The sequence below is a fragment of the Chitinophaga sp. GbtcB8 genome, assembly GCF_019091455.1.
Classification (GTDB): domain Bacteria; phylum Bacteroidota; class Bacteroidia; order Chitinophagales; family Chitinophagaceae; genus Chitinophaga.
Genome location: NZ_JAGXJN010000015.1, coordinates 63,728 through 78,824 on the forward strand (window position 1 = coordinate 63,728; position 15,097 = coordinate 78,824).

Consider the following 15,097-nt stretch of genomic DNA (forward strand, 5'->3'; position numbering starts at 1 on the left):
CAAAATGTCCTTCTCCAAACATATGCTATCTCTGGCAAGATAAGCCTCCCATAGGCAAATGAATGATCGCACTTCCGGCAACCGGCTGCCCTTAACCTGCCAGATTGTGCGCTACAAGTCGCTGATTCCTGCTCATATCCTGCATTCTTAAACAGGATCACTGATCTCTAAACCATCACATTGCTGTATCTGAAGAAATACCAATCCGGTAAAATGTTCTTCTACGGAGAAGATCTTGTTTTAAGCAGAATGGAAAGGAAAATAGAAGCCGGTATGCTTCAATTCAGATAAGGGGAAAATGCTGTGATAAAGAGAGGATATAATGGGGATCGGGAGAAATTTTGTAGGGCAACTATTAAAAAAATCGTTGCCACTTAATGGAAGGTCTATCGCTTTGCTTCGTAAATGACCTGGTTTTGAAATTCACCTACGGTTACTTTCCCGTAAATGGTCCTGGTCCAGCCGTTTTCAAAACCATGATTATTGGCGATCAGGAAGCCTTTATGCGCATCTGTTTTAATGATCTTGTGCGCGTCAATGTATCGCCCTTTTACTTTACAGAATACAATATCACCGATCTTATATTCAGGCGCCTTTTCAAAGCTTAGCTGGCTGCCGCTTTTCAGAATGGGCAACATAGAGCTGCCAAATGCTTTCATTTTTCCCTTGCCTGTTGATTCCAGGTCGGATTTCAATCTTTCGTACTTGTTCATTTTTTGAAATTTTCATTGGTTATTATTTGATCACAAAGGAATTATTCATCTGCGCAACCTAGCTGCGCAGATGAATATTATTTGAAAAATAGTATGGAATAGCAAAGAAAAAGCCCGCCAATACCATGATTAGCGGACCAGATATTTTTAAACAATAACAGCTGCTTATGGAACATTCAGCTCCTGCCAGGGGATTGTCATTTGAGGCTGAGTACTTTTTGCGCCCTCCAGCGATAGCAGGCTGGCTTTTGCCTCAAGCCCGCCCGCAAAACCAGTTAGCCCTCCGGATGCGCCAATAACCCGGTGGCAGGGAACAACAATTGAAATGGGGTTACGGCCATTGGCCGCACCTACCGCACGTACAGCTTTGGGGTTGCCCAGCTGGTTAGCGATCTGGGTATAACTCCGGGTTTCCCCATAAGGTATGGTCAGCAAGGCATTCCATACTTCTTTCTGAAATTTTGTTCCGATGGGATCCAGCCCCAATGCAAAAGAGCTGCGCTTTCCTTCAAAATATTCTCTTAGCTGCCGTTCTGTTTCAAGCAGTATGGGATGGTTATTATCCTCAACATCAGCTTTTGCATGTACCCGGTTCGGATTATCATTTTCCCAAAGAATAGCAGCAAGGCCTTTGACGCTACCGATGAGTGTTAACCTGCCTACGGGAGAATCCATGTATTTATACTGATATTCCATTGGGATGAGTTTTAAACTTTACAAGCAGCCTTTGCTTATCCATAGCAAGTTAAATATCTTTTAGGAAAACATATTCGTGGTATCATGCTGTTAGCAAGCATTATCTCCCAAATTGCGGCCTTCCTGATCTAAAACAAGACGCAATAACACCATACAAAAAACCGCACCATTTCTGATGCGGCTTTTAATTTCTGCCGGGCTAACCGGGATATTATTGAGCTTTTTTATAACAGATCTTTGGTTTCATTGTAATACGTTCAGGATCTGTATAAAGCTGTACTCTTTTTCTATGATTGTAATTTGCCACTCACCTTTTACTTTTTTAAGGTAATTAATAATGCATCCAGTTTTTCCAGTGTGGCCATCATTCCTTGCTCCATACCCATTTGAATAACCGTTTCCAGGTCTGAAAGAGATTTATAGGTGACGATGGTTTCTACCAAAGCATTTTCCCCCTTGTCGGTAAAAGTTACAATCCATTCTGCACGGGGCAGGTCTTTATTTATTTCACCTGCTTCATTACTGAAAGCATCTAAAGAGGTGTAATAGTCAATTGGCTTAATTTTTACGTACTCAGTATAACCCCAATATTCTGTTCCGTTAGGTTCTATCATTGCATAATGCCAATGGCCTCCTTCGCGAAAATCCATTGATTTTGTCTTGGTGGTTAAGGGCGCGGGCGCAAACCATTGGTCAAGCAATTCGCTTTTAGTATAACAATCCCAAACCAATGGCCGGTCTCCTAAAAACTCACGTCTGATTGTGAGCGTGTTTTTCTCCTTATCCGCAATGAAGTCGAACTGCAAATTGTTTTTCATTATTTTTTCTTTTTTATCGTTAATAAAAGTTGATCGAGTTGTTGAAATCGGCTCTCCCAGATCTTCCTGTATTGTACCAGCCATTTAACTATCTCTTTCATTATGTCAACCTCAAGCTGATAATATATTTCCCGGCCCTGGTATTCCTGTTTCACCAATTCGCATTCAGTTAAAATTTTCATATGCTTTGAAATGGCTTGCCGTGTCATGTCAAAATGCTCGGCAATAGCACTGGGTGTCATTGCATGTAATGCAATTAAAACCAGGATGGCCCTTCGTGTCGGGTCGGCAATGGCTTGAAAAATATCTCTTCTCACTGAAGTATCATTTTGATTTGTGATTATTTCCTTAGCATCGGCAGGTACTTTTCCCTGTTGTCAATAATTATCCAAAAAATGATTGCGATCAATGCAAATACGATGGGCAAACCAGCTGGAGCCATGCTGATGTTAGCAAGCAGAATACCTGTCAAAACAGGTAAAATAACAATGGCGCCAAGCGCCCTGGTCCTGTTGAAGATCAATAACAAACCGCCCAGAATTTCTATGGTTCCAACCAGCGGCATAAGCCAGCCGATTTCGGCAAATGCCATTCCTGCCTTCACCATTTTTTCAGGCATATCCTTAGGGATTGGCATATAATGGAAGAATTTATCCAAACCTGCATTTATAAACATCAGGCCGGCCAGCAGGGATAAAACAAAAAGGATCTTACTTTTCATAGTTGTTGTTATTTTATATAATAAACCATTCGGTTGCAAATATAAACGCAACCATTCGGTTTATCAAATTTATTTTCAAAGAACTTGTCAGGAGGCCTATTCCCCCTAAATATCCTATCTTTCAACATGCAGCACCAAGAATTTGAAACTCCGGAAGAGCTACGGGATACCATAAAGTGCTTTTGGCATAACACCAAAGACTTCGGGGAACAGTTATCGGGTTTTGAGGTGATCCCTGATGGTTACGCTGAAATTATTTTTCATTTTGGAAGCCCCTGCAGCATTTCTTACGATGGAGTTTTGCAATCATTGCCATCACCGTTTATGGTGGGTCTGCTCAATGAGCCGGTTACTTTTTACGCGAAAAGCCGTTTAGAGATCATTGGTATCAGGTGCTTCCCATGGACCGTGTTTGATCTGCTCGGACTTCCGTCCGGTAAGGGTGGCATACATGTGTTTGAGCATCCTGTGGCCCAGCTGCAATCCACTTTGAACAAGTGTGTTCAGGCCGGCAGAATAGAGGAAGCCATCGCCCAGGTAAAACAGTATTTTTTGGATGCACGGTCGCGGATCCCCGCTGACAGCATGTTATTCAAAGCAGGAGTTGCTATGCGGGAAGCAAACGGCAGCATGCCGGTAAGCCAGGTAGCAGCTGCTGCTCATGCAACGATTCGTACACTGGAAAGGAAGTTCAAACAATCTTCCGGTCATACCGTCAAAGACGTATCTGCGCTGATACGCTTTGAGCAGGTACGCAACCAATTATGGCTGTATCCGGATTCCAACATTGCCGGCTTAGCTCACGAGCTGGGCTATACGGACCAATCCCACCTAAGCAGAGAATTCAAACGCTACAGCGGCACTACGCCGGCAGCATTTGCGCGACAGGCAAAGAAAGTCAATCAGGCTCTAAGCAACGATTTTGTCGCATTTGTACAAGCCTAGTGCAGAAGCATTCCGGAATTTTGTGTTTCAATTATTTTATATGAACACAATACCTGAAAGCAGGAACCCCACACAAGATCATACTATTTACGATGTAATTATTTCCGGCGCTGGACCTGTAGGCCTTTTTCTCGCCTGTGAGCTTGCCCTGGCCAAATGTTCTGTCCTGATACTGGAAAAGGCAGCGGATCCGCACTCGCCATTAAAGCAGCTTCCTTTTGGGATCCGGGGACTAAATGCACTTTCTGTTGAAGCGCTTTACCGCCGTGGGTTATTAGATGAACTTGAAGTACCAAAACGTCTTAAAAATCCTCACCAAAACGCCGTACAAGGGCCACGCCGCCAGGCAGGACACTTCGCCGGCATTCCATTCCATGACGGCGATATTGACACCACACAATGGAAGTATCGTTTGCCTGGCTCCACCGACACCATTTTGATTGCTGAAATGGAGGAGCTTGAAACCGTGCTGTCCCGCCGTGCAACATCCCTGGGTGTGGTAATCAGGCGCGGGCTTGCTATTACCGGCTTTCATCATACAGCCGATGGAGTAACCGTTCTGTCAGGTAATCAATCTTTTCAAAGTAAATGGCTCGTGGGTTGCGATGGCGCCCGTAGTGTTGTTCGTAAAACAGGCGGTTTTGACTTCGCTGGTACAGAGCCGGAATTTCCCGGCTACTCTGTTAAAGTGGGCATCGCCGACCCGGATAAGCTGAGCCCTGGCCGAAACCTGACACCAAGAGGCATGTACCTGCAATCGCAGCCAGGTTACCTGGCAATACAGGATTTTGATGGAGGAGCATTTCATGGTTCAGAAAAGCCGGTCACACGTGAGCACGTACAGGAGGTGTTACGCCGCATTTCGGACACCAATGTAACTATCAGCACCCTGCATTTCGCAACCACATGGACTGACCGCGCAAGGCAGTCCACCACCTACCGCAACGGACGCGTACTTTTAGCCGGCGATGCCGCACACATTCATTCGCCATTAGGAGGTCAGGGGCTTAACCTTGGACTGGGCGACGCTATAAACCTCGGCTGGAAACTCGCTGCAACCATCCGGCAGAAAGCACCGGAAGGCTTGCTGGACAGCTATCAAACCGAACGGCATCCAATTGGAGTACAGGTGCTGGATTGGTCACGTGCCCAGGTTGCAATCATGAAACCTGGTCCAACGGCGCGCGCGCTGAATGCAATTATCCGCGACCTTATGAATACTCGTGATGGCGCCACCTACTTTGCAGGAAGGGTGTGGGGCATTTTCACACATTACGATCTTGGTGGCGGCCACCCCCTGGTAGGATACAGCGTTCCTAACTTTGAGCTGGAAGATGGTGCAGGCATTGGCGAATTCATGCACGATGGCAAAGGGATACTGCTTGATTTTGATATGAATGCTTCACATAAAACTTTGGCAGGTGAGTATGGTGATCAGATGAAGTATGTTTCAGGCAGTGCAAAGGACCGGTTAGGTGTAAGCGCTGTACTGATTCGCCCTGATGGGATTATTGCCTGGGCTTCTGATAGCGAGGCTGATTGCAGCGAATTACAGAAGGCTGCCGGGCGGTGGTTTGTTTAATGCAGGGGTGGGTGGTAAGAGCTTTTCTGATATGCCATACATGTGGTAAAGTGCTAACTGGAAGCGCATCAAAGGGTCACGCGAAACATTATCCAATAAAAAAGCCGCACCATTCCTCATGCGGTTTTTTCTTCTCCAGTCGGGGTGACTGACAGGTCTCGAACTTTTGGATAGATGAGATCAGAGACTTAAAGCAATTAAGGTACCTGTTCTCAAACACATCAAGTTACTAAGCTACCCTGTAATTATATAAATACCTTTGGAAATTGATAAATATCTTTCTTATATCGTCAGCATCGCCCAATATATCAAGTGCGTCATTAACAGAATGATATTTTAACTGCAATAGTGCTGGTAATTTTTCCTGGTCAAGCTCCTCTACCCCCGTTTCAACATACTTAGACAGTACGAACTCAATAAATTCTCTTTGCTCTGTGCTTAACCCCTTCATAATTTCAGATCTAGCCTGGTTAACTCTTTCATCACGTGTAATAGGGGCTATTGCAAAAGAAATTAATTCCAATACATCAAACAGATCACTACGTTCAGCGTCTACAACTTTTTGTAAGTTAGTTAACTGGTCCTTGTCAAAACCAGCCTCTTCCAGCCGCAGTAACAAGGCTTTTCGCGTAGCAGGGTCAGACCAAATCCTCCTCAATTCAGCCTCACTGTTAAACACTTCGGGAAACTTACCAAACAGCCTATCTAAAAACTCCTGCATGGTTATAGGTTTGCCATCTGCATCAAAAAAAGCTGTTTCAATTGTGTGTGTTATTTCATGCTCTTTACCGCCCCTAAGCTTTATTTTAATCATTTTCTTTTTAGGAGCACTGTCTCCTTCGTCGCTTCCATAACCACCATATAGTTCTTCAACAAGTGTTGTTTCTGCGGGCGTAGGATACCCCGGTACAGGTTCTTCAGGCTCACCATCCCACTCAGGATCCTTAAAATGCTCGTAAGCTTTTACAAAATCGTATATAGTAAAGTAATCTTTACCCTCAAATACACGTGTTCCGCGCCCAACTATCTGCTTAAACTCAATTATGTCTTTTACTGGTCGCAACAAAACTATATTGCGCACATTCTTAGCATCCACGCCCGTTGATAACTTATAAGATGTTGTAAGTATAGTAGGGATGCTTTTTTCATTATCCTGAAACTCCCGCAAATATTGTTCTCCAAGTTCTCCGTCGTTTGCTGTGACACGAACACAATAATTAGGTTCTGTACTTTTCTTTAACTGGTTAATAAATATTCTGATAAGATTAGCATGTTTTTGCGTCCTGCAAAACACGATGGTTTTCTCTGTCTGATCTATTTCATTCATGAATATCCTGACACGCTCTTTCTCCCGTTCGTACATTTCAATGGTCAGGTTGAAATCCTTTTCCGTATATATCTTCTTCGGATCAAATCCTTCCTCCCCTTCCAGTATTTCATCTTCTTCATCGAATGTATATTCATCCAGTGACGTAGTTATTTTTCGTACTTTATACGGCGTTAGAAAACCATCATTGATACCGTCTTTCAGCGAATAGATATATACCGGCTTACCAAAATATTTATATGTATCGGTATTTTCCCTACGTTTGGGGGTAGCTGTAAGCCCTAGCTGCACTGCTGGCGAAAAATATTCCAGGATGCCACGCCACGTACTTTCGTCATTAGCGCCACCACGATGACACTCATCTATGATAATAAGGTCAAAATAATCCGGTGGGTATTGCCCGAAATAGGGAGTATCATTCGGGCCGCTCATAAAGGTTTGGAATATCGTAAAAAAGATGCTGCCGTTTACAGGCACTTTACCGCTCTTCTTTATTTCTTTGGGCTTAATGCGTACTAATGCGTCTTCAGGGAAAGCAGAGAATGCGTTGAATGCCTGGTTAGCTAAAATATTCCTGTCTGCAAGGAATAAAATGCGCGGCCTTCGTGTGCCATCATATTTTAAGTTCCAGCGGGCATGAAACAATTTCCATGCTATTTGAAAAGCAATAAATGTTTTGCCGGTACCGGTAGCGAGTGTCAGTAATATTCGGGATTGATTATTAGCAATAGCATCTGTTACCCGCTCTACCGCAGTTTCCTGGTAAAAGTGCGGTGTTTTACTCCTGGTATCATATGGCTCCTCGCTTAGCTCCTCCTGCCATTTATTTTCTTGTGGAAAAGTTTTATCCCATAACTCATCCGGTGTCAGGAAGTCCGTCACCCAATCTTCCTTACCGCTTTCCATACATATCTGGTATATCTCTTTGCCGTTGGCTGCATAGGCCGTTTCCAGCTGCAGCTTTATTGCGTAGTCTTTCGCCTGTCCTATACCCTCGCCTACATGCTGCTCATCACTTTTAGCCTCTATAACAGCCAGCTTGCGCCCCTTATATGCCAGCACATAATCTGCTTTCAACGGCGCTTTTCGCCGCTGTCCAGGCATTATTTTGCCAGGAGTTATAGGGTATTCACGGTGTACTTTTACCTCACCACCTGTTACCCAGCCATTACCGGCCAGCTTGGGATCTATCAGCTCGGCCCTTGTTTCGGCTTCATTCATACGTATTCGGGTATTGGTTTATTTGTTAGCTCTCCGCTAAAGGCTTTTTTAAGTATGCTTTTCTTCAGATCTTCTAATTGAGCGAGCTTTTGTTCATACATTTCTTCCAGTCTTATTGTATGCATATAAAGAGTATTCAATTTCGACACAATACTTTTCTGTTCTTTTAATGGTGGAAATGGAAATAATTCATTCTCAAATGTCCCTAAATTAATATTATCCTGTGCGCTGCCCTTACTTTTTGATTGCAGATATACTTTAAATGACTGAAGCAAAAACTCAACAAAATGCAAATCAGCAACTTTTTCATTTACAACAAGGCCGATGATACTGTCGGGAAAGCATGCATCGAAATCCAATATCCCCGTTTCTGCAATGTTAGCCGCAATAGTTATACAAATAGTTCCTTTAGGCCACAGTTTACTTTGAGCTAATCCTATTTCATTATATGTCTGGGTATATTTTGTGATAAAATGATTACTGTTTCTGATATCTCCAGTCTGAATAAAAGGATATTTGCCACCATATAATTTCTTGTCATTTCTTGGCCTGTGTTTTGATTTTCCACGACCAAAGGAAATAGCAATTTGTGCTAATATTTTCTCTTCCCAATCATCCCCTCTATTTTCAAACACCTCGTTCAAATAATTTTCAAAAAGCTCTTTGGCATTATTTAAGTTTTGCTCGACATTGGCTTTTGCTTTATCTAACGCTGCAAATGCTTTGTCTAAAAGGGCTACTATTTGCTTTTGTTCTTGAAAACTTGGTAAGGGAAGTACGATACCTCGCATTTTCTCCTGATTTAACTTAGGCACAGTTAACCCAGTGATATATTTACTTAAATCGGAAAAGTTCAAAAAATATACTATCCACTTATCGATGACTTTTGACATGTGCGGCCTAATAACATGGGCATGATTGTTTACCCAATATCTACCTTCTACTATAAAAGCCGTATTATCTCCTGCTCCCCATTTAGCTCCATCTTCACCTATTAAAACTAATCTTTCACTAAAAATATAATCGTCAACATAACTTAATACTCCTGTTGCTCCATAATACGGATATTGCCCTTCAACTCGATGTTTTTTAGTAATAGGTTTTCTTTTACTGTCTAGAATATCACAAACTTCTCCAAGAGTTACATTTCTCCAAGTACTCATATCAATTCAGCTATTTGGTCAAGTATATCATTTATCTCCACATCCAGTTGGCGCATTTCTTTCAGTATCTGCTTAGGACTGCGTAAAGTATTCTCCTCTTTTTTATTGGGGTTCTTCACGCTGAGGTCGAAGGTCTTGCTGTCAATATCCACCATCTTCATCGTCCAGCTATTTTCGCTATCTGCTTTTGTCTTCTGCAGCTTCAAGAAATTTTCCAGGTCTTTTTCATTCAATGCATTGGTCTTGCCCAGATTGCGGTCCAGGTTTAGCTGGTAGTACCACACTTTACGGGTAGCAGTTCCTTTCTCAAAAAACAGCACTACGGTTTTGACACCCGCACCTGTAAATGTCCCGCCAGGCATATCCAATATCGTATGCAGGTTACAGCTTTCCAGCAGTAGCTTGCGCAGTTGGATGCTGGCTTTATCAGTATTGCTCAGAAAAGTATTTTTTATTACCACACCAGCCCTGCCGTTGGCCTTCAATATTTTTATAAAATGCTGCATGAACAGGTAAGCAGTTTCGCTGCTACGTATGGTAAAGTTTTCCTGTACCTCGGCACGCTCCTTTCCGCCAAACGGTGGGTTGGCCAGCACAACATTGTAACGGTCTTTATCACTTATATCGTTTAGGTTTTCGCTCAGCGTATTGGTGTGTATAATATTAGGGGCTTCAATACCATGTAGTATCATGTTCATTACCCCAATTATATATGCCAGTGATTTTTTCTCCTTGCCGTAAAAGGTTTTCTTTTGCAGGGTTTCCATGTCTTTGGTGCTCAGCTTACCTTGCTTCAGGTACTCAAACGCCTCTACGAGGAAGCCTGCACTACCTGCCGCCCCGTCATAAATGGTTTCGCCGATCTTTGGGTCAACGACTTTTATAATGGTTTTGATAAGTGGGCGCGGCGTATAATATTCACCACCGTTACGCCCTGCATTGCCCATATTCTTTATTTTGTCTTCGTACAGGCTGCTCATTTCATGCTTTTCGGCATGTGTACGAAAGCGCAACTCGTCTACACGGTTTATTACCTCGCGTAGGTTATAACCGCTTTGTACCTTATTCTTCAGCTCATGGAATATCTCCCCTATTTTATACTCTATAGTATCAGGATGTTCTGCTGTTGTACGAAACTTACGCAGGTAAGGAAACAATTTACCATCCACAAAATCCTTCAGGTCATCACCTGTTAGTGCCTTGTGATTATCCAGTTTCCCGTCTTTGGTCTTAGGACAAGCCCATGCATTCCATTTGTATTTATCTGAAATTATAGGTGCGTATGTTTTGCCAGACAATTTGGCTTCGGCCTCTTTTGATTTCTCTAAATCGTCAAGGTATTTGAGAAACAATATCCAGGAGGTCTGCTCTACATAATCCAGCTCACTACTACATCCGGCATCTTTCCACAGATGGTCGTCAATATTTTTAAAAGCTTGTTCGAACATAGATTTGAAATGGCTGTAAGTTATATAAAGTGATGCTAAAAGGCATCATAATGAATCGTATCATCACCACTGTAACCTAATAACAGCGATAACATTGATAGCTTTGCTTAGTACCTATAAGATAAATATCTCAAACTAGTATACCAAAAAAACTTGATTAGACTCGAATCAAATAATACTGAAAATGACCAATTTGTAAATCTGCTATTATAGCACAAATGATAAACCCGCTCCCACGACGGGTTTCATTTTCCAGTCAGGGCGGCAACATCCCAACTCTCAACCTTCCCGATCCAAAATCAGCACGCAATAACACAAAAAAGCCGCACCATTCCTGATGCGGCTTTTTCTTTCTGTCGGGGCGGCAAGATTCGAACTTGCGACCTCCTGCTCCCAAAGCAGGCGCGATAACCGGGCTACGCTACGCCCCGAACCCTTTAAAAAAGCTTGAGAGCCCTCTCAAACTTTCCGCGGTGAGGGAGGGATTCGAACCCTCGGTACAGTGTTACCCGTACGACGGTTTAGCAAACCGTTCCTTTCGGCCACTCAGGCACCTCACCATCCCCTTTGTTGGGGGTTGCAAAAATAGGAATTATTTAGAATTATCCAAAAGCATTTGCATTTTTTGCAATCACACCGCTCAAGAATCAGTACAATAAGGCCATTCACTTATAATTATTTATTTTTAACAGCTAAATACTCCTTTCATGCAAACCTGCTATCGTCTGCTTTTGATAGCTGCCCTTGCCCTCGGCGCCTGTAACCGGCCCGGCAAAAATGCGGCAGCCCTCGAAGACTCTACTGCATTCAAAGCTATTACTGAAGAAGGTTTCCGTCAGCACCTGAACGTGCTGGCAGCCGATTCCTTTGAAGGCAGAAAACCCTTCACCCCTGGTGAAGAAAAAACCATCCGCTACCTCGAAACACAATTTAAACAACTGGGCCTGCAGCCCGGTAACGGTAACAGCTATGTACAGGAAGTACCAATGGTGGAGATCACCTCCGAACCAGCCGGCCCCCTGGTATTTAAAGGCAAGGGCGGACAGCTCTCCCTCAAATACCTGGACGATTATGTAGCCACTACCCGCCGTGTAACATCTAAAGTGCAGCTGAACAACAGTGAGCTGGTATTTGCCGGTTATGGCATTGTAGCGCCGGAATATAACTGGAATGATTATGCCGGGCTGGATGTAAAAGGCAAAACCGTGGTAGTGCTGGTAAATGATCCGGGATTTGCTGATACTGCGCTGTTCAAAGGCCATACCATGTCCTACTACGGCCGCTGGACATATAAATACGAAGAAGCAGCCCGTCAGGGCGCTGCCGGTGTTATTATTATACATGATACTGCCCCGGCCAGCTATCCCTGGGCCGTGGTAAGAAGCGGCTGGTCCGGCGCTAAGCTGTACCTGCAAACGGAAGATAATGATATGTCGCGCGCTGGTATGGAAGGCTGGATCACACTGGATGCCGCCAAAAAATTATTCCAGCTGGCCGGTGTATCCGATACGCTGATGCAAAGCGCACGTAAACCGGGCTTTAAGCCGGTGCCCCTGCCGGTAACCGCTTCTGTGGTGATCAATAACAAGCTCAAAAAATCTACCTCTCATAATGTGCTGGCCGTATGGCCCGGCGCTACCAAACCGCAGGAATACATTATTTACTCCGCCCACTGGGATCACCTGGGTATTGGAGAAGCCATCAAAGGCGATTCCATTTACAACGGCGCTGCCGACAATGCTACCGGCACCGTGGCTTTGCTGGAAATTGCCAAAGCCTTTGTCAGCCTGCAGCAACGCCCGGCCCGTTCTATTTTGTTCATTGGCCTTACCGGCGAAGAGCAGGGGCTGTTAGGATCAGAGTATTATGCCACCCACCCGGTATTTCCGAAAGACAGCACCGTGGCTGATATTAACATGGATGTGCTAAACACTTACGGCCGCACAAAAGACCTCACCATTGTAGGATTAGGTCAGTCTGAGCTGGATGATTATGCGGAACGTGCTGCCGCCAAACAGGGACGCACCATTTCCCCGGATGAAAATCCTTCTGCCGGTCACTTCTTCCGTTCAGATCATTTCAATTTTGCAAAAGTGGGCATCCCCGCCCTGTATGCAGGCAGCGGAACACAGTCATTGGAGCATGATACCGCCTGGGCCAAAACGAAGATAGAGGAATATGGGCGCGACCGCTACCACTCTCCTTTTGACCAGGTAGACAGCACCTGGGAATACTCCGGCATGGTGGAAGATGCGCAGCTGTTATTTGATGTAGGCCATACCTTAAGTAATGAAACTACTTTCCCCGCATGGAAACAGGGCTCTGAATTTAAAGCCGCAAGGGAGAAGAAATAATAATACAAAAGCTCAATAAGAACGGAGATCTGCTGAAAGCAGGTCTCCGTTCTTATTTGGTATGCTTCCCGGAAATTAATCCAGGCGCAGGTTTGCATTCTGGGTAAATGCTACCGGTATCCAGATGGAATAGCCCACCAGTTTTGTTGTAGACTGTGTAACATATTCACCAAACTTGATAGCGCCATTCTTATAAACAATATGCTCCCATATCACAGTATGATCGCCGGTAGGTGATGGATAATGATCAATATACTTTAAAGAAGTTTGCTCATTATTAAGCCATTGCCAGTTAAACTGAACGGTAAAGCCATCTGCATTGTAATGGGTACCGGTCCCGTCTGCACGGAAGGTCAGTGTTTGAATGTCCAGGCTTTCAGTGTTGCCGGACCCACCTCTCAGGTAATAGCTGATGGAGCTATTGTCCCTTACCCACCTTGACTCCTGTGTTTTCCATACAGTAGAGGTAAGAATAGCAGTGGTCATTGCCGTGTCTTTAAGCTGCAGGGTGTCGGTAATATGTACGGTATCGCGTACAACAAGGGTATCGGTATTTTCCTTGCTACAGGATGAAACACTCACCTGAAGAGAGGCCAACGCGACAATGGCTAATACGGGTAACGCTGATAAAAGTTTCATTGGTAAGGGTATTTTTAAGGAGCAAAAATAGGATATTTTACGTATTCAAATGAATTTTTATAATATATATTGTGATTTGAATTGTAAGCGCATGGAATGGGGGATTAATTGCTACAAGTGCATAAAGATCTCAGCCATCCCTTCCAGACCTAAGGCACAGGCCGTTCCTGCCTCTAACACGGATTTAACGTTTTTTATGCAATTTATCCTGTGTAATACGTTATCTTGGTTAGAACTTGGGATAAGCGAACTAAAGAGTTGGAGATATGCGAACCTACAACTTTGCCTATACCTTATTTAACCAGTTTTAATAATCAGCATGAAAGCATTTACACTGTTAACAGACCCGGTGTATGTAAAACCGGATGGGGAGTACACCCGCCTGCAAAAATTTTTCAGATCACTTATTAAGGATGAGCGTGACCTGCCCTTTGTCTATCTCACCATTCGCATTACCCTCACCTTAATACCGCTGGCGATCTTATTGTACATACCCGGTGTAAATAACTGGATCTGGTGGACGGCCGCAGTCGCCTACCTGGTGCTCAATAATCTTATCCTGAAAGGTCCTTATATCCTGATGCTGCATTGTACCAGCCACCGCGTTTTTTTTGAACGTAAATACAATTGGCTGAACCATTACCTGCCCTGGGTGCTGGGCCCCTTTTTTGGGCAAAGCCCGGAAACGTATTATAGCCATCATATTGGCATGCATCACCCGGAAAACAATATGCCGGATGATGACAGCTGCACCATGTTCTTTCAACGGGATTCACTGCGGGGTTTTGCGAAATATTTCGGCAGCTTCTTTTTTGCCGGCATCTTTCACCTGGCCAGCTATTTTATCCGTAAGAACCGTAAAAACCTGCTGAAACGTGCGGTAAGAGGCGAGGTCCTGTTTATTGCCATGTGCGTAGGCTTATGTTTTGTGAACTGGCCGGCCACCCTGGTGGTATTTATTATCCCCTTCACCTTTTCCCGTGTGGTGATGATGATGGGCAACTGGGCACAGCATGCTTTTATTTGCGCCAGTGAGCCGGATAATCCTTACAAGAACAGTATTACCTGTATTAATTCCACTTACAACCGCCAGTGCTGGAATGATGGTTACCATATTGGCCACCATCTGAAACCCGCTATGCACTGGACAGATTATCCGAATAACTTCCGCCAGAACCTGGATGTTTATGTGGCTAACGACGCTGTGGTATTTGAGGGTATCGACTATATGCAGATCTTTCTTTTCCTGATGCTGAAACGTTACGATCTGCTGGCTAAGCATTTTGTGAATATCGGTAACCGTTATAATTCTGATGCGGAAGTGATCTCTTTCCTGAAACAGCGCACCCGCAGGTTCCCTGCAATGGCAGTAGCCAGCAAAGCAGCCGTAGCCTGATCATAACATAACTTTCTATAAACGTAAAAGCACCCGGCAAGCCGGGTGCTTTTTTTTGCATGGTTTCCTCTTAA

13 protein-coding genes and 2 tRNA genes are annotated in these 15,097 nt (G+C 44.1%); 4 read left to right on the top strand and 11 right to left on the bottom strand.

The features are described from left to right. Positions 1 to 386 precede the first annotated feature (386 nt). The 5 genes from KVT36_RS15255 to KVT36_RS15275 form a co-directional block, all read right to left on the bottom strand. Positions 387 to 713 carry a S24/S26 family peptidase gene (locus KVT36_RS15255; protein WP_217604341.1) on the bottom strand — a complete coding sequence of 109 codons (327 nt, stop codon included), beginning with the start codon at positions 711 to 713 and terminating at the stop codon, positions 387 to 389. Between the two features lie 165 nt (positions 714 to 878). Then, a complete protein-coding gene (locus KVT36_RS15260) occupies positions 879 to 1,409 on the bottom strand; it encodes a methylated-DNA--[protein]-cysteine S-methyltransferase (protein ID WP_217604342.1) in 531 nt (176 codons plus the stop codon). Between the two features lie 314 nt (positions 1,410 to 1,723). Next, on the bottom strand, positions 1,724 to 2,227 hold the full coding sequence (locus KVT36_RS15265; RefSeq protein ID WP_217604343.1) for an SRPBCC domain-containing protein: 504 nt from the start codon (positions 2,225 to 2,227) through the stop codon (positions 1,724 to 1,726). Next, on the bottom strand, positions 2,227 to 2,544 hold the full coding sequence (locus KVT36_RS15270) for a metalloregulator ArsR/SmtB family transcription factor (protein ID WP_217604344.1): 318 nt from the start codon (positions 2,542 to 2,544) through the stop codon (positions 2,227 to 2,229). Before KVT36_RS15270 ends, KVT36_RS15265 begins: the two co-directional genes overlap by 1 nt. 23 nt (positions 2,545 to 2,567) lie before the next feature. Continuing rightward, on the bottom strand, positions 2,568 to 2,948 hold the full coding sequence (locus KVT36_RS15275; protein ID WP_217604345.1) for a DoxX family membrane protein: 381 nt from the start codon (positions 2,946 to 2,948) through the stop codon (positions 2,568 to 2,570). A 126-nt stretch (positions 2,949 to 3,074) separates the two neighbouring features. Between KVT36_RS15275 and KVT36_RS15280 the strand changes: the two genes are divergently transcribed. Together KVT36_RS15280 and KVT36_RS15285 are read left to right on the top strand one after the other, a co-directional pair. Then, positions 3,075 to 3,893 carry a helix-turn-helix domain-containing protein gene (locus tag KVT36_RS15280; protein WP_217604346.1) on the top strand — a complete coding sequence of 273 codons (819 nt, stop codon included), beginning with the start codon at positions 3,075 to 3,077 and terminating at the stop codon, positions 3,891 to 3,893. Between the two features lie 40 nt (positions 3,894 to 3,933). Continuing rightward, positions 3,934 to 5,475 (top strand): FAD-dependent monooxygenase, encoded by a 1,542-nt coding sequence (locus KVT36_RS15285; RefSeq protein WP_217604347.1) that lies wholly within the window; start codon positions 3,934 to 3,936, stop codon positions 5,473 to 5,475. 229 nt (positions 5,476 to 5,704) lie between these two features. Here the strand turns inward: KVT36_RS15285 and hsdR are convergent, their stop codons facing one another. The 5 genes from hsdR to KVT36_RS15310 form a co-directional block, all read right to left on the bottom strand. Then, on the bottom strand, positions 5,705 to 8,023 hold the full coding sequence (gene hsdR / locus KVT36_RS15290) for an EcoAI/FtnUII family type I restriction enzme subunit R (RefSeq protein ID WP_217604348.1): 2,319 nt from the start codon (positions 8,021 to 8,023) through the stop codon (positions 5,705 to 5,707). Beyond that, the gene (locus KVT36_RS15295) at positions 8,020 to 9,186 is read right to left on the bottom strand and encodes a restriction endonuclease subunit S (protein WP_217604349.1); all 1,167 of its coding nucleotides are present in this window, start codon (positions 9,184 to 9,186) and stop codon (positions 8,020 to 8,022) included. The genes hsdR and KVT36_RS15295 overlap by 4 nt, the downstream gene beginning before the upstream one ends. Further along, on the bottom strand, positions 9,183 to 10,634 hold the full coding sequence (locus tag KVT36_RS15300) for an N-6 DNA methylase (RefSeq protein WP_217604350.1): 1,452 nt from the start codon (positions 10,632 to 10,634) through the stop codon (positions 9,183 to 9,185). Before KVT36_RS15300 ends, KVT36_RS15295 begins: the two co-directional genes overlap by 4 nt. A gap of 356 nt (positions 10,635 to 10,990) precedes the next feature. Then, a tRNA-Pro gene (locus tag KVT36_RS15305) sits at positions 10,991 to 11,065 on the bottom strand. 40 nt (positions 11,066 to 11,105) lie between these two features. Then, a tRNA-Ser gene (locus KVT36_RS15310) sits at positions 11,106 to 11,194 on the bottom strand. Positions 11,195 to 11,341: 147 nt separating this feature from the next. Here KVT36_RS15310 and KVT36_RS15315 point away from each other — a divergent pair. Next, positions 11,342 to 12,988, top strand: coding sequence for a M28 family metallopeptidase (locus KVT36_RS15315; protein WP_217604351.1), 1,647 nt, complete (start codon positions 11,342 to 11,344; stop codon positions 12,986 to 12,988). Positions 12,989 to 13,063: 75 nt separating this feature from the next. Here KVT36_RS15315 and KVT36_RS15320 read toward each other — a convergent pair whose 3' ends face one another. Continuing rightward, positions 13,064 to 13,627: a hypothetical protein gene (locus KVT36_RS15320; protein ID WP_217604352.1), complete on the bottom strand. Its 564-nt coding sequence runs from the start codon at positions 13,625 to 13,627 to the stop codon at positions 13,064 to 13,066. 319 nt (positions 13,628 to 13,946) lie between these two features. Here KVT36_RS15320 and KVT36_RS15325 point away from each other — a divergent pair, with 319 nt between their 5' ends. Then, on the top strand, positions 13,947 to 15,023 hold the full coding sequence (locus KVT36_RS15325; RefSeq protein ID WP_217604353.1) for a fatty acid desaturase: 1,077 nt from the start codon (positions 13,947 to 13,949) through the stop codon (positions 15,021 to 15,023). Positions 15,024 to 15,097: the final 74 nt, after the last annotated feature.